The 17584-nt window shown below is 45.6% G+C and carries 14 protein-coding genes and 2 pseudogenes; 11 read left to right on the forward strand and 5 right to left on the reverse strand.

Translation table 11 applies throughout. The features are described from left to right. Positions 1-93: 93 nt before the first annotated feature. Positions 94-321 (forward strand): annotated as a pseudogene (locus V1224_04345) (hypothetical protein). Positions 322-520: 199 nt separating this feature from the next. Here V1224_04345 and V1224_04350 read toward each other — a convergent pair. After that, positions 521-877, reverse strand: a complete 357-nt coding sequence (locus tag V1224_04350) for a helix-turn-helix transcriptional regulator (protein WWR16675.1) — start codon at positions 875-877, stop codon at positions 521-523. Positions 878-1109: 232 nt separating this feature from the next. Here V1224_04350 and V1224_04355 point away from each other — a divergent pair, with 232 nt between their 5' ends. Beyond that, positions 1110-1511, forward strand: coding sequence for a MerR family transcriptional regulator (locus V1224_04355; protein WWR16676.1), 402 nt, complete (start codon positions 1110-1112; stop codon positions 1509-1511). A gap of 390 nt (positions 1512-1901) precedes the next feature. Here V1224_04355 and V1224_04360 read toward each other — a convergent pair whose 3' ends face one another. The 4 genes and pseudogenes from V1224_04360 to V1224_04375 all read right to left on the reverse strand — a co-directional run bounded on the left by V1224_04360 (position 1902) and on the right by V1224_04375 (position 3381). Beyond that, positions 1902-2159 carry a hypothetical protein gene (locus V1224_04360; GenBank protein ID WWR16677.1) on the reverse strand — a complete coding sequence of 86 codons (258 nt, stop codon included), beginning with the start codon at positions 2157-2159 and terminating at the stop codon, positions 1902-1904. Beyond that, positions 2156-2635 (reverse strand): annotated as a pseudogene (locus tag V1224_04365) (zincin-like metallopeptidase domain-containing protein). The gene V1224_04360 and the pseudogene V1224_04365 overlap by 4 nt, the downstream one beginning before the upstream one ends. Positions 2636-2729: 94 nt before the next feature. Then, on the reverse strand, positions 2730-2990 hold the full coding sequence (locus V1224_04370) for an ArdC family protein (protein ID WWR16678.1): 261 nt from the start codon (positions 2988-2990) through the stop codon (positions 2730-2732). A gap of 109 nt (positions 2991-3099) precedes the next feature. Beyond that, positions 3100-3381, reverse strand: coding sequence for a hypothetical protein (locus tag V1224_04375; protein WWR16679.1), 282 nt, complete (start codon positions 3379-3381; stop codon positions 3100-3102). 227 nt (positions 3382-3608) lie between these two features. On the opposite strand from V1224_04375, the gene V1224_04380 reads away from it, so the two are divergent. From V1224_04380 to V1224_04420, 9 genes are all read left to right on the forward strand, one after another. Continuing rightward, positions 3609-4928 carry an IS30 family transposase gene (locus V1224_04380; GenBank protein WWR16680.1) on the forward strand — a complete coding sequence of 440 codons (1320 nt, stop codon included), beginning with the start codon at positions 3609-3611 and terminating at the stop codon, positions 4926-4928. A gap of 357 nt (positions 4929-5285) precedes the next feature. Beyond that, positions 5286-6083, forward strand: coding sequence for a TraX family protein (locus V1224_04385; protein ID WWR16681.1), 798 nt, complete (start codon positions 5286-5288; stop codon positions 6081-6083). Positions 6084-6174: 91 nt separating this feature from the next. Next, the gene (locus V1224_04390) at positions 6175-7776 is read left to right on the forward strand and encodes an MBL fold metallo-hydrolase (GenBank protein WWR16682.1); all 1602 of its coding nucleotides are present in this window, start codon (positions 6175-6177) and stop codon (positions 7774-7776) included. Positions 7777-7830: 54 nt separating this feature from the next. Then, entirely contained in the window at positions 7831-8325 is a 495-nt protein-coding gene (locus V1224_04395; GenBank protein WWR16683.1) for a dihydrofolate reductase, read from the forward strand. A 176-nt stretch (positions 8326-8501) separates the two neighbouring features. Next, the gene (gene htpG, locus V1224_04400) at positions 8502-10673 is read left to right on the forward strand and encodes a molecular chaperone HtpG (protein ID WWR16684.1); all 2172 of its coding nucleotides are present in this window, start codon (positions 8502-8504) and stop codon (positions 10671-10673) included. A 214-nt stretch (positions 10674-10887) separates the two neighbouring features. Beyond that, a complete protein-coding gene (locus V1224_04405; protein WWR16685.1) occupies positions 10888-12888 on the forward strand; it encodes a methyl-accepting chemotaxis protein in 2001 nt (666 codons plus the stop codon). A gap of 22 nt (positions 12889-12910) precedes the next feature. Next, complete coding sequence (locus tag V1224_04410) at positions 12911-14254, forward strand: GHKL domain-containing protein (GenBank protein ID WWR16686.1); 1344 nt, start codon at positions 12911-12913, stop codon at positions 14252-14254. A gap of 157 nt (positions 14255-14411) precedes the next feature. Further along, positions 14412-16229 (forward strand): S8 family peptidase, encoded by a 1818-nt coding sequence (locus tag V1224_04415; protein WWR16687.1) that lies wholly within the window; start codon positions 14412-14414, stop codon positions 16227-16229. A 271-nt stretch (positions 16230-16500) separates the two neighbouring features. Next, the gene (locus V1224_04420; protein ID WWR16688.1) at positions 16501-17553 is read left to right on the forward strand and encodes a PDDEXK nuclease domain-containing protein; all 1053 of its coding nucleotides are present in this window, start codon (positions 16501-16503) and stop codon (positions 17551-17553) included. Positions 17554-17584 lie beyond the last annotated feature (31 nt).

Below are 17584 nucleotides of genomic sequence, written 5' to 3' on the forward strand. Positions count from 1 at the left end.
ATCTTGTGTCCGGGGTGGCTCTCAAGGTGGAAACTTCCAGGTGGCTCTCAAGCGGGAAACTGGTGGCTCCCAAGGAGGATAATATTCACCAGCTACCGGGCGGCGAAAGCGGTATTGAACAACCTCTTAAACGGGGAGAAACTTCCAAAAATAACGGATATGAAAAAGACCCGCCAGGAGCTGGCGGAAAAGAAAAAGGCCCTTTATGCGGAGTACCGCAAGGCCCAGGCGGATATGCGGCAGGCCGTGGCGGTCAAGGCGAACATTGACCATCTGCTCGGCCACACGGACGGGCGGGAAAATAAGGCCCCGGAGCGATAGCCCGGGCCGCAGACAATAAGCGTAAGCGTCCGGGACTTTGGGACACTTTGTCCCGAAGTCCTGCGGGTTTGGGGAGCTCCCCAACAAGCATTTTCGCAGGGCCAGCGGCACAAGAAAATAGCAGGTGTGGCCACACCTGCCCTGCTTGCCGTTTCGTGCGATTCCTCTACATGGCGCAAAAAACGGAGGTCACGCTTTCTTAAGCATCCTCCGTTTCCCGGGCCTGCCTGAGTCCCTCTGCCGTGGCTTTTATTACGGTTAATTCTTTTTCACTCATTGAGTTGAGCAGTATATCAATCTGTTTCCTGCATGAGCTTTCGCCCGTGTTGGGGTCTGGAAAAAAGAATTGATCCACTGAAATATCCAGCAGAGTGACAAGCTGGTAAAAGGTGTTGAGGCTTGGATGCTGGCCCCTGTTCTCAATATACATAATGGATCGTGGCACACGATCCACCAACTGAGCGAGGTATTCCTGCGTCCAGCCCTTTTCCTCTCTTTTGCGTTTGATCTCCCGGCCCAGGGCGTGGAAGTCAAGTTGTTTCTCGTATTGGTACATTCTCATATCACTCTATATTATTTTACATTTCGGGTTAGAATATGAGAACGAAATGCAATTTTATATTTAGTAGTATTTATTTTCACCTTTGACAATATAATTGCATCCTTGTGAAAGATTTTAATGCATGGTACAGTAGAGCTGTGTAAGGGATATAAATTAAAAATGGCTTTGACTTTGCCCTTACGGAAAGGTTTATACTTTATATCAAGAAAAGAAGGTGAGAGGCTAAATGCTATCAATAGGTGAGTTTTCTCGGATTTGTGAGGTGACTCCAAAAACACTACGCTACTATGAAGAAATAGGACTACTTTATCCTGAAGAAATAAGTTTTGAAAATGGATATAGGTATTATTCCATCAAGCAATTAGAGAAAATGCTGTTAATCAATAGGCTGAAGTCCTATAAACTTACTTTAGAGGAAATCAAATCAATAACAGGCTCAATGGAAGTATCATCAGAGAAACAGATATTCTCTGCACTTCTCCGCCAGAAAAGTGTATTGCTAAGCCAAATAGATAGAATTAGCACTATTATTCATCAAATTGATTTTGATATTCAGCAAATGAAAGCAGGCAAATCAATTATGAGCTATTTGCTTGATATTGATGTAAAACTTGTCGAATATTCTTAAAAAGAAACATTCATACGATTGAAATAATGTATATATTTATGTTGAAATACTTTGGTACATTTTTAATATAGAGTTGAGATATGTGTAGAGCAGATGCGCACTTTACCACAGTGAAGTCAAATTTTTACTATGTAAACTATCCGGCATACATCCTTGCGCCTTTTGCACCATCATACAGACCCCAAACAAGCGCGCTACGAGCCGATTCCAGCCACTTTTTAAGATTGCCCTAATGTGTTATCAATAAAGCCGTTACAAGCCCTATTTGACCCTGAAACCGCATGATAATCATGCAAATATGACCAAATAAACCGCACAAAAAGGCTATGAACCGTTAAAGCACATAGCCTTTATCATATATCATTGATTATCGGTTTATCATTTCATATATTACACTTTTTTCAAGTTAGGGCATAAACCTAAACCGCCATCAATGACAGGTACTCGTCTAAAAGCATTGCGGTGTATGCAATCTTTTTTGTTACATTGCGTGCAGTCGCATCTCTGATATTCTTCATAGCTCATTTTCCAGTTTGTATTCGTTTCAAAGTGTTCTTTTGTCATATCCTTATGCTTTCCTATTGTCATATTCAGGGTGCAGCCATTCAAGAGGATACACCCTGTTTTTACCTGCTCATTCTCTGTCATGCTTCATTTAAAATATATTTGACCGCTTTTTCCGCTCTGCCTGACGCTGATACAATGAATCTGACATCATTCTTTAAAACTGACAGCCAGTTTTGAATATATGCGGTATTGTTGCGAAAACTCTTCGTTGTTTCGATTCCCATGATGTTCATCAGGCTTGCACTTGAAATTTCTGCAACTAATTCTTCTTTGCTGTATTCCTCACTACTGAAAGCAACGATCTTCCCTTTTCTTTCTTCCGCACGATTGCGGCAGTTTTATTTCATTGAGGAATGCGCCGACTTATGGAATGCTGTGGCGTAATATTCATTTGCACTTGTGAACTGTTCAAATAGTGGCAGGTGTATCAGATCACGAGAGGGTGAATAGTATGCACGATCTCCCGTAGCATGTTCAACCGTTATATGCTCTCTTGTCCAGTAATCAGACAGTACCTTTTCTGCTTTTTCTATCGGTTCAATACCATTGTCTGTCACTTCATTCGGTAAAGGCTCTACGCCGTCAACCTATGAGATATGAAAGACATTGTAATATCGTAACAATGGTATCTGCTTTTCCGTCTTTGTGCCGTCAACCTGTTCTTCTTCTACGGGCCGTATCTTCCAACAATACAACGATTTCTGACTTTTCACCCTTACGAACATGACCGCCAAGCGACTGCCATTGCTTGAATGTGGCATACTCTCCATCGTTTTGTAAGATCATTTGATTCAGCAATGAATAAGGCTTTTTGCTGATGCGGTTGAATGCGCCAGATCCGATGTCTGTCCATGGCTTTTTCCAGGGAATCACGCCTTGCTCTAACTGATTGATGATTCGTTCTGTTACCATTTCGTATACTGATTTTGCCCAATCCTGTGATCTCCCAAATAAAAAAGTGCAAAGCTATTGACAATTCAATAAACTTTACACTCTTATTTGTGTGATATATGTAGTATGATTATGCTATCTGATTGAGCCGCTCTTTTACCCTGCGTAATTCAGTTTCAAGAACATTCACACGTATGGCAAGCATTTCTTTTTCACTTTCTATTTTCATTGCTGCATGAAGATTTCTTGATAAGTCAAGATGTCCTTCAGCTACACGCTGGATATTGACACGGATTTCATTTTCAAGTGTCAATTTAATATCTGTAACATTTGTTTCAATCTTTGTTGTACGTTGTTTTAAAACTTGCATTTCTGAAAGAATCAGGTCAAGTTTTTCACTGTCTGTCATCATATCACCGCCTTAATCGTAGCAACTGGATTTATTGGTGATTACAGTATATCACAATCAAAGTGTAAAGTCTATTGAATTGTCAAGGTGCTTTGTGTTGCCTGAAATGAAATCTTAAATTCCACCTTCTCAAACTACAGTAGCATTTACCTCTGCATAAGTAGAGTTTACTTCTTCATACGCTTATGATATGATTCCTCTGCTTTCTGACAGCAGTAGAAGGAGAAATCATGAGCAATCTTATACCTGGCAATCAAAAACATCTCTCCTTGCAGGATCGGCTTTACATTGAAAAAGCCCTTTCCTCTGCAACATCCTTTAAAGACATTGCACGCTTCCTCTGCAAAGATCCCTCTACCATTTCTAAAGAGGTCAAAAAGCACCGGCTCAGCGACTGGTATCACAAGGGCACCTTCTACAATGCCCATAACTTCTGCATCCACAGATATCACTGTCGAAAAACAAATGTCTGTGGCAAGATCATCCTTTGTGGGATCAAGTGCACCTCCTGTCCATCCTGTAACCAGACATGCAGAGATTTTGCCCGGGAACGATGCGGCCGTCTGGACAAGGCCCCTTATGTCTGCAATGGCTGCGACAAGGCGCTCCATAAATGTACCATCGCCCACAAATATGTGTACGATGCCCGTTTTGCACACCGTAAATACACTGAGACCCTAAGCTCTTCCCGAAGCGGCTTAAACATGACAAAGACCGAACTGGCAAAGAAAGACAAGCTGGTTTCCCATCTGGTCTATCAAGGACAGTCCCCTTATCAGATCGTGGCAAACCATCCGGAGCTGGATATGTCCGTCCGTTCCGTCTACACCTACATCGATAAGGGACTCTTTACAGCCAGGAATATCGACCTGAAACGCAAGACGAAGTTCCGGCCCCGCAAGTGCCACAAAACACAGATTACCAACCGTGAAGTGTTTTCAGGCCGCATGTACAGTGATTTTCTCCTGCTCGACCCGGACTATAGAGAGAGGGCCGCTGAAATGGATACCGTACATTCTTCGAGAGACTCTAAAAAAGTACTGCTCACTTTCTATCTGCGCAAGGAAAAGCTGTTTCTTGCCTTCCTGATGAACCGATGCACAACCGGCGCTGTCCGCATAGTCTTTGACCGGCTTAAAAACCGTCTGGATACCGATTTCCATCTTCTGTTCCATACCGTCCTTACAGACCGGGGTTCGGAATTCGGTGACCCAGACTCTCTGGAAACCGACATATACGGAGAAAAATGCTCCAGCGTCTTCTACTGTGACCCTATGCGAAGCGGACAAAAAGGCGGTGTTGAAAACGCACACACCCTGCTCCGGATGGTTCTCCCAAAAGGCACCAGTTTTGAATTCCTGACCCAGTGGGATGTGAACCTGATCGTAAACCACATCAACTCCATGCCGCGGGAAAGCCTTGGCGGGCGCACTCCTTATGAAGCAGCATTATGGACTTATGGGGCCCGCACTTTAAAAGCACTTCAGCTTAGACCGATTCCTCCCGATGAAGTCAACCTGACGCCTAAGCTGATACGCTTTAACCACTAACCACCACAAAAAATCTGCTGTCAGACAGGAAATAGACTTTTCACATTTCATATGTTCGGCTGGTGGAATTCAGTCTTGCACACTGCATTTCCAGCGGTCTGTTTGTCATGTCATCCATTCGATTATTTTGCAGGAAGTTGCTTCTATTATAAACGAATTCCTATCAATTTGCCTAAAAAAATTTGATAAAATCGCCAACTATTAAAATAGGGTGGAATTTAGTCCTGCACTGGAATTTACTTTTTCAAGTCAGCAGAACACGACAAATGTGGGAAAGGAATCGCTTGAAAGGCGGCTGACTCCGGTGTATAATCTGCTTATTTCTTTTCGGGATTGTTTTGGAGGAATGATGGGTAAATGGTGAAAAATAAGGTGGATCAAGGAATTTTTCAGAAGAAATGCAGATTTCTGACTGGCAGTATGCTGAAATGGATTGCCGTAGTTACAATGCTGGTCGATCATCTGGCGATTGTTGCGCTCAAAGGCTATGCCAATGCGCAGATCGCAAATTTAACCAGAGAACAGATGGAGCGCTGGAACATGACGTATCGGTGTATGCGTCATATTGGCAGAATATCTTTTCCGTTGTTTGCGTTTCTGCTTGTGGAAGGATTTTATTATACGAAGAACAGGAAACAGTATGCGTGGCGTCTGCTGCTGTTTGCACTGCTGTCGGAAGTGCCCTATGATCTGGCGATTTATGGGAAGGTTTGGGATTTCAGAGGACAGAATGTTATGTTTTCCTTATTTCTGGGACTGACAGTTCTGTCAGTAGTCGAAAGAATCCGCAAATGGACATGGAAGAGGCGGGGAGACAGAAGTGTCATACGTCAGTTGATGACGCTTTTCCTGCAAATTTTTACCATTTCGGCGGGTGCCGCCCTGGCGTACCTGTGCAGGTTTGACTATACGTATAAAGGAATTGCCCTTGTATCGGTATTTTATTATTTTCATTCGTATCGTGTGTCGGCTGCGATTGCAGGATTTTGTGCATTTTCATGGAATCCTTACAGTCTCCCGGCTTTCTTATTACTTCCCTTCTATAATGGCAGACGTGGACAGAACAGACAGAAGTGGTTTTACTTTTTCTACCCGCTTCATCTGCTTGCCTTGTATGTGGTTATGCGGGCAATAGACTTTTTCTGCCTGCCATGATACAATAAAAATATAGTGGAACTGGTCGTCTGACACGGTCGATCGGATTGCAAATGGCTGCTAATATTGAACTGGAGGGAGGAGCGGTTACATGAAATTAACATTTATCGGGGCGGCTCATGAGGTGACAGGGAGTTGTCATTATCTGGAGGCATGCGGAAAACATATCTTAGTGGACTATGGTATGGAGCAGGGAATCAATGTGTTTGAAAATGTGCCTCTTCCGGTGCAGGAAAGTCTGATTGACTATGTATTGCTGACACATGCGCACATTGACCATTCCGGTCTCCTGCCGTTATTGTATGCCAGGGGATTTCGGGGGCAGGTGCTGATGACGGATGCCAGCGCGGACCTGTGCAGCATCATGCTTCGTGACTGTGCACATATTCAGTTACAGGAAGCGGAGTGGAAGAGCAGAAAGGCGAAACGACATGCTGCCATCCAGGCAGAGGAGCCTCTCTATACGATGGAAGACGCCGACGGCGTCATCAGACAGATCGTGCCCTGTCATTATGACAGGATGATCAATCTCTGTGAAGGGATTCATCTGCGGTTCACGGACATTGGACATCTGCTCGGTTCTTCCAGTATCGAGGTATGGGTGGAAGAGAACGGGCAGCAGAAGAAAATCGTATTCTCGGGAGACATCGGCAATAAAGATCAGCCGCTTATCAGAGACCCGAAGAAGACGAAAGAGGCAGATTATGTTGTGATAGAATCCACATACGGAGACCGTCTGCATTCGCTGGAGAAACCGGATTATGTGACGGAGCTGACAGAAATCCTCAGCGAGACGTTTGCCAGAGGCGGTAATGTAGTTATTCCGTCATTTGCGGTCGGCCGTACCCAGGAGATGCTTTATTTTCTGCGTAAGATCAAGTCGGAACGGCTTGTGAAAAATTTCCCGGATTTTCCGGTGTATGTGGACAGTCCTCTGGCAGTGGAAGCGACAGGAGTTTTCAATAAAAATATCTATAACTGTTTTGACGAGGAAGCGATGGCGCTCGTCAGGTCGGGAATCAATCCCATACAGTTTCCGGGACTGCATTTGGCGATCACCAGTGAGGAATCAAAGATGATCAACTTTGATGAGATGCCGAAGGTCATTTTATCTGCCTCCGGAATGTGTGAGGCCGGACGTATCCGCCATCATCTGAAGCACAATCTGTGGCGGCCGGAGTGCACGATATTGTTTGTAGGCTATCAGGCGGTTGGGACGCTTGGCAGGATGCTTGTGGACGGGGTGGACGAGGTGAAATTGTTCGGAGAGATGATCATGGTCAGAGCGCAGATCCACAAACTGGCAGGCATGAGCGGTCACGCGGATAAGGCCGGACTGCTGGAATGGGTCAGCGGCTTCGAGCAAAAACCGGAACGGATCTTTGTTGTCCATGGCGAAGACACGGTATGCGAGGCATTCAGAGACTGTCTGGAAAAAGAGTACGGATTATCGGCGTATGCACCTTACAGTGGTACCCGATTCGATCTGCTGACAAATACCTGTGAGTACGAAGCGGCGCCGGTATTGCTGAAAAAGAAGCATCATAAGGCGAGCGATGTATTTGCCCGTCTGCTTGCCGCAGGTCAGAGACTGCTGGCGGTGATTCGTAAAAATGAAGGCGGTACGAACAAAGATCTCGCCAAATTTGCGGACCAGGTTACTTCACTGTGTGACAAGTGGGACAGAGAGTAAGAAGATACCGTTTGCCCTGTCTTATAAACGGGGTGGGATAAAGAGGAGGAACGGATGAATATCATCGCGGCAGTTGACAATCATTGGGCGATCGGCAACAGAAATGATCTGCTTGTGCGGATTCCCAACGATCAGAAATTTTTCAGGGAAGAGACGATGGGTAAGGTGATCGTGCTGGGACGGAAGACGCTGGAGACGTTTCCTCAGGGAATGCCTCTGCAGGGGCGAAAGAACATCATTTTGTCGACGAACCGGGACTATCGGGTCAAAAATGCCCTTGTTCTGCATTCGCTGGATGAATTGCTCGACGAGCTGGAAAACTATCGTTCGCAGGATATTTATGTTGTGGGCGGCGCAAGTATTTACAGACAAATGCTTCCCTATTGCGATGTGGCGCATATTACGAAAATAGACCGCTGCTATGAGGCGGACTGCTATTTCCCGGATCTGGATCAGATGCCGGAGTGGCAAATTACGCAGGACAGCGAGGAACAGACATATTTTGATCTGGAATATCTGTTTCAAAAATATGAGAGGCGGAGCAGGTAACAGAAAAAAAGCAGCCGGATGTATATTTTATAAAAATTTTAGATTTGAGGAAAAGCAGGAAACATGCGGCTCTGACGTTATTATTAGCACTCATTAGAAATGAGTGCTAATTTTTTCTTGACTTCTGGAAGCAGGTAGATTACAATCGGAAATAGAATAGAAAGGATGTGAAGCAAATGGCAGAGAGACAAGGCAATCTGTCGATTAACAGTGATAATATTTTCCCGATCATAAAGAAGTGGTTATATTCGGACCACGACATTTTTTTCCGGGAACTGATTTCCAATGGCTGTGATGCCATTACAAAATTAAAGAAACTGGATATGATGGGCGAGTATGCACTTCCGGACGGCTATCAGGCAAAAATACAAGTCATTGTCAGTCCGGAGAAAAAGACGCTGACCTTTATCGACAATGGTCTTGGCATGACTGACGACGAGGTGGACGAGTACATCAACCAGATCGCATTTTCCGGGGCGACGGACTTTATCGAGAAATATAAAGACAAGACGAATGAAGATCAGATCATCGGGCATTTCGGCCTCGGATTTTATTCTGCCTTTATGGTGGCAGACGAAGTGCATATCGACTCCCTTTCGTATAAGGAAGGAGCCAAACCGGTCCACTGGGAGTGCGACGGTGGTACACAGTTTACGATGGAAGACGGAGATATGGAGCAGGTCGGGACAAAGATCACGCTGTTTATCAATGAAGACTGTCTGAAATTCTGTAATGAGTACGAGGCGAGAAGCGTTATTGAGAAATATTGCTCCTTTATGCCGATCGAGATCTATCTGTCGAAAGAAGACACCAAGGAAACGCAGACGATCAACGAAGATGAAAAGCTGGACAGTGATACGGTACTGGAGACGATTCAGCCGGAGAAAGAAGACGATCCGGTCAAACTGAAGATCGTAAAGCGTCCGGAGCTGCTCAACGACACCAATCCTCTCTGGGCAAAACATGCCAATGACTGTACGAAGGAAGACTATCTGGCATTCTACCGGAAAGTATTTATGGATTATAAGGAGCCTCTGTTCTGGATTCATTTGAACATGGATTATCCGTTTAATCTGAAAGGTATTTTGTATTTCCCGAAGATCAATATGGAATATGAGTCGATCGAGGGCACGATCAAGCTGTACAACAATCAGGTATTTATCGCGGACAATATTAAGGAAGTGATCCCGGAGTTTTTGCTTCTGCTCAAAGGTGTGATCGACTGTCCGGATCTGCCGCTCAATGTATCGAGAAGCGCCTTACAGAACGACGGCTTTGTGAAGAAAATTTCCGACTACATCACGAAGAAGGTGGCGGACAAGCTGTCCGGCATGTGCAAGACAGAGAAAGAAGAATACGAGAAATATTGGGACGACATCAGTCCATTCATCAAGTTTGGCTGTCTTCGGGACGACAAGTTCTGCGAGAAGATGACGGATTATATTCTGTTCAAGAATCTGGACGGTAAATATATGACGCTGCCGGAATGTCTGGAAGTAAGCAAGATTGATCCGGACGAGAGCAAGGAAAACGCTGTCGATGAGAACGGTGAAAAAGTGGAAGCGGAAGTCGTCAATGAAAACGGTGAGAAAGTGGAAACGGGAGCAGCCGATGAGAACGGCGGGAAAGTGGAAACGGGAGCAGTCGATGAGAACGGCGGGAAAGTGGAAGCGGAAGTTGTCGGCGTGAACGATGAGGAATCAGAAGCGGAAAGCAGTGAAGAGGAAAAAAAGGAGAAAGTCATATACTATGTGACCGATGAAAAGCAGCAGGGCCAGTATATCCGTATGTTCCAGGCGGCCGGTATGGACGCGGTCATCTTGAATCACAACATTGACCAGCCGTTTGTGTCCCAGCTGGAGGCGAAGAATGAAGGGATTAAATTCCAGCGGATTGATGCTGATCTGACGGATGTCTTCAAGGCCAAGACGAGCAAAAAGGCTGCCAAAGAGTTGGAAGAGCAGGCAGAGTCTGTGGGCAAGATCTTTAAAAAGGCCTTGAAGAAAGACAAGCTGAAAGTGACTGTGGAGAAGCTCAAAAATAAGAAGATTTCTTCGATGATTACGCTGTCCGAGGAGAGCAGGCGGATGCAGGATATGATGAAGATGTATGCTATGCCTGGCATGGACGCGGGGATGTTTGGCAATCAGGAAGGAGAGACGTTGATTCTCAACAGCAGTCATCCGCTCGTTCAGTATGTGCTTGAACATCAGGATGGCGACCATGTAAAGATGTTCTGCGAACAACTCTATGATCTGGCAATGCTCCAGCATGCACCGCTGGAGCCGGAAGCTATGGCCAGGTTTGTCACCCGGAGCAATGAGATTATGCTGCTGCTGACTAAATAGGAACAGAGAGCGGACACATTTTCATAATAAAGGGACTGACAGTGGGACGGGACTCGAAGGAGTCCCGTTTTGTGTTGGTAAAGTGCAAAGGATATGAAAAAAAGTGCGAATTGTACCAGACGTCTCTCATTGATACGAAAATTTGCTATAATGATCGGCAAAATACTGTACAATGAAACATGGGATGAAGGAAAAGACTTAGGAGGTACGGTTCGTGGTAAAGACAATTAAAGGCAGGCTCACGTTCAGTGTGATCGGTATTGTCGCGGTAAGTATTCTTTTGACAGTGGCGGGAAGTATCACTGCTTCGGGTGAACGTCTGATTGAAGGACAGACGCAGGCACTGCGGTTAAACGCGGAAAAATATGCGGAAGAGATCAACACATGGATTGAGAATGAAAAGATGCTTGCGTCGGGGGCAGCTGCCAGCATCGAGGCCGGAGAGAGGGTGGACACTGATTTTCTGCAATCGGTGGTGGATACCCATGCCGCAGACAGATCGGAGATTCTGAATCTGTACTGTGGAACAGAAGACAGCAGGTTCATCCAGTCAAACAAAGAGGCAGAGATACCGGAGGGATATGATCCGGTCGAGCGTGGATGGTACGGACAGGCGGTGGAAGCAGGAACGGTCATCGTGACAGATCCATATTGGGATGTGATGACGAATCAGATGTGTACGACGATTGCAGCGCCAGTCTACATACAACATGAACTGGCAGGTGTGATCGGCCTGGATGTGACGCTTGCCACAGTGACGGAGCTGACGGGAAGTATCAATTATGAACAGGGAGTATATGGGTTTCTGGCGGACAGCAGCGGTCAATATATAGCGCATAAAAATAAAGAATACGAGCCGACGGCAGACGTGGCTGTTCCGGTTACGGATATTCTGCCGCAACTGGGAGAAATGATGGAGGGAACTGACAATAGTGTCAGGAAATTGACAGACTATGATGGCAGTGAATGTTTCTTTGCCTTGTCCGAAATAACGGGAAGCGGCTGGAAGCTGGGAGTGGTCGTTCCGGCGGATCATGTGATGGCGCCTCTGACTGCCATGGTTATGGTGGCAGTCGTGATCGCGCTGGGAATTATTTTATTCGTGACGGTGTTTATGGCAGGACTGATCGGCAGAATGCTGGCGCCGATACAGATGTTAAAGCAGTTTGCCTCCGGAGATTTTTCGGAGAATCAGGTCACTGGCAGTGCGATTCCCAAAGAGTACAGAAGCGAGACACAGCAGATCAGGATCGCGACGACAGAGGTGAGACAACAGATCCGGGAGATTATTTTAAATACAAAAAGGCAGGCAGGGAATATCAGCGAGATCGCAGACAGTACATCTGCACAGATGACGACGCTAAGCCGGAATATTGCCGGCATTTCAGAACTGGTGAGCCAGGTCATGAGACAGACTGAGCGGGCGAAGGAGCTGACAGAGAGCATCAATGAGAATGGAGAAGAGCTGCAGGAGGCCGTAGAGGATGTGGCGAAAAAGGCCGGAGAAGCGGCGCGGCAGTCGTGTGAGATCATGGACCGGGCGGCCAGGCAGCATGAAACCTCCAGTCAGTCTGCCCGGGAGGCAGTGACACTGTATGAGAATACGAAGGGAGAACTGGAACAGGCGATTACTGACAGTCAGAAAGTACAGGAGATCAGTATTTTGACAGAGGAAATTCTTGCGATCAGTTCTCAGACAAATTTACTGGCGCTGAACGCTTCGATTGAGGCGGCGAGGGCCGGAGAGGCAGGAAAGGGATTTGCCGTTGTTGCGGAGGAAATCCGGCAGCTGGCAGATAATTCCAGAAAGACGGTGGACAAAATTCAGAAAGTGACAGAAGGAGTCGTACAAAATGTTGCCTTTTTGTCTGCCAGTGCGGAAAAGCTGTTGGAATTTATGAACGGAAAGGTCATGGAAGATTACAGGGGAATGACAGAGCTGGCACAGGCGTATCAGCAGGATGCGGTATTTTACAACGATATTTCCAGTGATCTTGGAGCTTCTTCCGGGGAGATGCGTGTCAGCATGACCGGAATCAACGAATCGATCAGGGCGATCACAGAACTGGTGGCGGGTATCGCACAATATATGGGGAGTATGGAGCAGTCTGCGGGGGACTCTGATAAAAACTCTCAGGCAGTGATGGGACAGATGGAAGAATTGTTCCGCCTCAGCGGGCTCTTGAAACAAACGGTAGCATCTTTTAAAATATAACAAAAGACAGGAGAAGCATGATATGTTAGGTGGCCCGGTATATATTGCATTGATTCGTTTTCTGGTCAGTCTCTTTGGGGTGATCGTGTTATATCTGCTGATGAGCGAACCACGGTTCAGCAGGATAAAGACGGTGCTTGGCTATGCCTGCTTCGTTTGCGCTGTTACTTTGCTGGGCTGTGGCTGGTATGCAGTCCACTGGGAGAGCTTTGTGAGGATGGGAGCCATTTTCATGTATTTTTGTTTTGCGGGCTTTTCTCTCTATATGTGCAAGGGGCCGATCTTCTTGCAGGTATATAAGCTGGCGTTGATCTATTATCTGATGGGCATCTTTCTGATCAGCAGCATTGAGATCGCCACGATATTTTTTAACGAGAATGTCTGGGTGGATATTGTCATGCGGATCATTCTGATTATAATAATGGTAATATTGATCGACAAAAAGATGAAAAAGGATTTTCGCGGATTTGGCAATTATGTGGAGAGCGAACTTGACCGGTTCAGCGCCGTACTTATGATCATTAGTATTCTCTGCGGGATCGGGTTTATTCTCAATCCGAACATACGCGATCACACACCGTATCGGTTATATCAGATCATTATCAATTTCTTCCTGATCGGTTCACTGCAGTTCCAGGCGTTCCGTCTGTATCTGCATATCGGCAAAGAAAAAGAATATCAGAGAGAATATCAGTTGATGCAGATGAACCATCGGCTGCTGGAGCGGAATGTGGAACTGATGGAAGAATCGGTAGAGGCGGGTAAAAGGCTTCGTCATGATGCCAGGCATCACAATGCTGTCATTGCAGAGTATGTGCGCAGAGGACAGAATGAAGAGCTGCTGCGATATTTAAAAGAATATGAACAGGAGATGGACGACAGCGCCGTAAAGACGATCTGTGCCAATATGGCTGTCAATAACGTGCTCTCGGCCTATACAAGAAGAGCCGAGAGAGAAGAGATCGAGGTTACACTGGATGTGGAGCTCGGCAAAGAGTTGGCAATACCAAATATTGATCTGGTAGCGATATTGGCCAATGCCTATGAAAATGCCATTTTTGGCTGTATGGAGGTGAAGAAGCAGGCACAGGGACGGGAGTGCTTCATTCATCTGGCGATTAAGAGAAAGCGAAATAAGCTCGTCATCTGTTGCAGCAATACTTGCAGAAGGGAGACAGCGTTTCGAAACGGGCAGCCGAAGCCGGAGTTCACAGGTGGAGTCGGTGTGCTCAGCATTACGAAGACAGCAGACAAGTTTGACGGAGAATATGATTTTAAAAATGACGATGGCGTGTTTGTGTTCCGTCTGGTCATGAATATTCCACCCGAAGAAGAGAAGGGGAAGGGAGAAAACAACCGGAACTGAGGGTCTTGCGGCCGCAAAAAAACGGTATTTTTTGATGGAACGGTCATATAATTCCTATAATTGGATCAGGGTGTCAAAGGGATGGTCTGAGCTCTGGGCCCGGACACGTATATCATCCCTGCATCTTTAATCAGGAATAGACAGAGGCGGCGAAGAGATGGCGGATGAAAAATTAGAACTTTTGCTCAATGCAGCGTTGCAGGCGACTCCGCAGGAACGGGAGAAGTCAGAAATATTGGAGATCGGATTTGATCAGCAGACAAAGATCTGGGAGGTCATCGTGAAATATCACGGTGATCTTCTTTTTTTGGAAGAGCTTTCGATCGGTGTGGAGCCTTTGCTCGCAGGCTATGCGATATTGAGCGTCCCGGAAGAAAAAATGACGTTATTGTCAGAGATTGAAGAGATAGAATATGTGGAAAAACCAAAACGCCTTTATTTTCAGGTTCTGGAAGGAAAACGGGCGTCATGTATCTTGCCGGTAACGATCAGGCCGCCCTATTTGAACGGCGGCGGGGTCCTGATTGGTATTGCCGATTCCGGCATCGATTATACGCATCCTGATTTCAGGAATGCGGATGGCAAAACGAAGATCACAGCCATCTGGGATCAGAGCCTGCAGGCGGACGAGGCGCGGGGGTGGCAGCCGCCGGATGGATTCCTGACCGGAGTCGAATTTAAGTCAGAGCAGATTGACAAGGCGCTTGCGGAGGATTCCCAGGCAGAGCGTACACGGCTTGTGCCAGTGCGCGATGTAAGCGGTCATGGAACAGCGGTCGCGGGGATCGCGGCGGGCAGCGGCCTGGGACTGCGCCCATCAGGCAGCAGCGTACAGGGGATGGCACTTCTGGAAGGTGCCGACACGGGCGTGGCGCCGCAGAGTGATCTGATCATAGTCAAACTGGGTACGCCGCGGGAAGAATCTTTTCCGAGGACGACAGAACTGATGCGGGCAGTGACTTATCTGATCAGGAAGGCGGTCGCCATGGGAAGACCGATCGCGATAAATCTCAGTTTTGGCAATACATATGGCTCTCATGACGGCACTTCTTTGCTGGAACGGTTTCTGGACAATGCGTCTGAAGTGGGAAGAAATGTGATCTGCGTGGGTAGTGGGAATGAGGGGGCTTCCAGAGGACATGTATCTGGTAATGCGCTGGAAAATACGAGGATAGAATTGTCGGTAGGGAGTTATGAAACTGCATTCAGCGTACAGATCTGGAAAAACTATGCGGATACCTTTCAGATTATGCTGATGTCTCCGGATGGCAATTCTGTGACGTTTTCCACGGACAGTACAGGTCGGGAAGGTCTGAGGCGTATTGCCATGGGCGGGACAGAGCTTCTTCTCTATGTGGGGGAACCGACGCCGTATTCAGCGCAGCAGGAGATCTACCTGGATTTTTTGCCGGCCGGCCGGTATGTGAGCAGTGGCATATGGGCGTTTACGATAACACCACTGAAGACAGTTACGGGTAATTACAGTATGTATCTGCCAAGTCAGACGACGTTGGGTTCGGATACGAGGTTTTACCGTCCGACGCCGGACACGACGCTGACGATTCCGTCCACGGCGTCTAAAGTGATCACGGTGGGTGCCTACGATACGAGGAATGACGCCTATGCCGACTTCTCCGGCCGGGGCTATCTGTTTGCGGCGAATGCACAGCAGCGCCTGGGCATCATTCAGAGTAAACCGGACCTGGTAGCGCCGGGGGTAGGAATCGTGACAGCCGCGGCAGATGGAGGCTATGTCACAGTCACCGGCACTTCCTTTGCCACGCCGTTTGTCACCGGAGCGGCGGCCCTGTTGATGGAGCATGGGATTATCAAGGGAAATGACCCCTATCTGTATGGGCAGAAGGTGAAGGCCTATCTGCAAAAAGGAGCAAGGCAACTGCCGGGATTTGCGGAATTTCCGAATGAGATGGTCGGGTATGGAGCGCTTTGTGTGGAAAGGAGTCTGCCGGGGTAGAAATGTGGGAGATTTTGGGATAAAGTGTATGTTATTTTATGGTATATAGTGTCGAATAAAGTGTTTATTATGCGTTGTATGAAATAGGTTAACATGTTATATTGATTTTAATAGTTTGATGATGTTTATTAAAAATGTTGGTGTAAGTAAATTGGGTTTAGGCTAGAATATCAATTGAAATAGAGTTATTGGAATACAAAATTTTACAATACATTGTCGGCGGATTATGATGGTTTACTAATTTGGAAAGATAGATGAAATTCTGCCACTGATGGTGGCAGAAATGGAGAGGATGTATATGAAAAATATTGTTACAACACAAGAATTTAGGAAGTTTGTTTCTGATATAATTCAAAAAATTAAAGATGCCCAGTATGAATCTTTGAAATTTGTTAATTATAATTTGATCTGTTTATATTGGGACATAGGCAGAGAAATTTGTGTGAGGCAAAATGAATATGGTTGGGGTAAAGCTATTGTTGAAGAACTATCAGCAGAATTACAGGAAGAATTTTTTGGGAAATCCGGTTTTTCTGCAAGGAATTTATGGAGAATGAGAAATTTTTACATTACATTTCAGGATAACAAAGAAGTGCCACCTCTAGTGGCAGAAATAAGTTGGACAAAAATATATCTGGTTTTAGAAAAATGCAAAAATAGCCAGGAAAGAGAATTTTATTTTAAGATGATACGAAAGTATGGTTGGACAAAAGAAATGCTGATACATAATATATCAATAAAATCTTACGAGAAATTTCTTTTAAATCAAACTAATTTTGAAGAGCAGTTGCCGGAAGAATATAGAAAGCAAGCAAAATTAGCAGTCAAAGATGAATATACATTTGATTTTATGGAATTGTCGGTGAAACATAGTGAACGTGAATTGGAACAAGAATTAATACAACATATTCAAAAATTTTTATCAGAAATGGGAGGTATGTTTGCATTTATTGGGAACCAATATAAAATAGTAGTTGGTGGCGATGAATTTTTTATAGATTTATTGTTATATCATCGTAAATTAAGATGTTTAGTGGCAATAGAATTGAAAATAGGTAAATTCGAACCATCTGATATGGGGCAATTACAGTTTTATTTGACAGCGTTAAATGAACAGGAAAAACTCCCTGAGGAGAATGAATCTATTGGAATTATTATATGCCGAAGTAAGAATAGGACTGTAGTTGAATATGCATTAAAAAGTGCAACGGTGCCAATGGGAGTGGCAACCTATAAAATTAGTAATGAATTACCAATAAACATGCGTGAATTATTACCTGAGCCAGAAGAGATTGCAAGACGTTTAGATGAAATTGAAGGATAATAAGTAAAAACTAACGAAAAATGGGAAGGGA

The organism is Lachnospiraceae bacterium JLR.KK008 (assembly GCA_037015955.1).
Lineage (GTDB): Bacteria > Bacillota > Clostridia > Lachnospirales > Lachnospiraceae > VSOB01.

Coding starts and splice junctions, on each gene's coding strand:
- htpG (WWR16684.1), top strand. CDS start 8,502: ATGGCAGAGAGACAAGGCAATCTGTCGATTAACAGTGATAATATTTTC.
- V1224_04390 (WWR16682.1), top strand. CDS start 6,175: ATGAAATTAACATTTATCGGGGCGGCTCATGAGGTGACAGGGAGTTGT.
- V1224_04385 (WWR16681.1), top strand. CDS start 5,286: ATGGTGAAAAATAAGGTGGATCAAGGAATTTTTCAGAAGAAATGCAGA.
- V1224_04380 (WWR16680.1), top strand. CDS start 3,609: ATGAGCAATCTTATACCTGGCAATCAAAAACATCTCTCCTTGCAGGAT.
- V1224_04370 (WWR16678.1), bottom strand. CDS start 2,990: ATGGTAACAGAACGAATCATCAATCAGTTAGAGCAAGGCGTGATTCCC.
- V1224_04420 (WWR16688.1), top strand. CDS start 16,501: ATGGTGGCAGAAATGGAGAGGATGTATATGAAAAATATTGTTACAACA.
- V1224_04355 (WWR16676.1), top strand. CDS start 1,110: ATGCTATCAATAGGTGAGTTTTCTCGGATTTGTGAGGTGACTCCAAAA.
- V1224_04375 (WWR16679.1), bottom strand. CDS start 3,381: ATGATGACAGACAGTGAAAAACTTGACCTGATTCTTTCAGAAATGCAA.
- V1224_04360 (WWR16677.1), bottom strand. CDS start 2,159: ATGACAGAGAATGAGCAGGTAAAAACAGGGTGTATCCTCTTGAATGGC.
- V1224_04410 (WWR16686.1), top strand. CDS start 12,911: ATGTTAGGTGGCCCGGTATATATTGCATTGATTCGTTTTCTGGTCAGT.
- V1224_04395 (WWR16683.1), top strand. CDS start 7,831: ATGAATATCATCGCGGCAGTTGACAATCATTGGGCGATCGGCAACAGA.
- V1224_04350 (WWR16675.1), bottom strand. CDS start 877: ATGTACCAATACGAGAAACAACTTGACTTCCACGCCCTGGGCCGGGAG.
- V1224_04415 (WWR16687.1), top strand. CDS start 14,412: ATGGCGGATGAAAAATTAGAACTTTTGCTCAATGCAGCGTTGCAGGCG.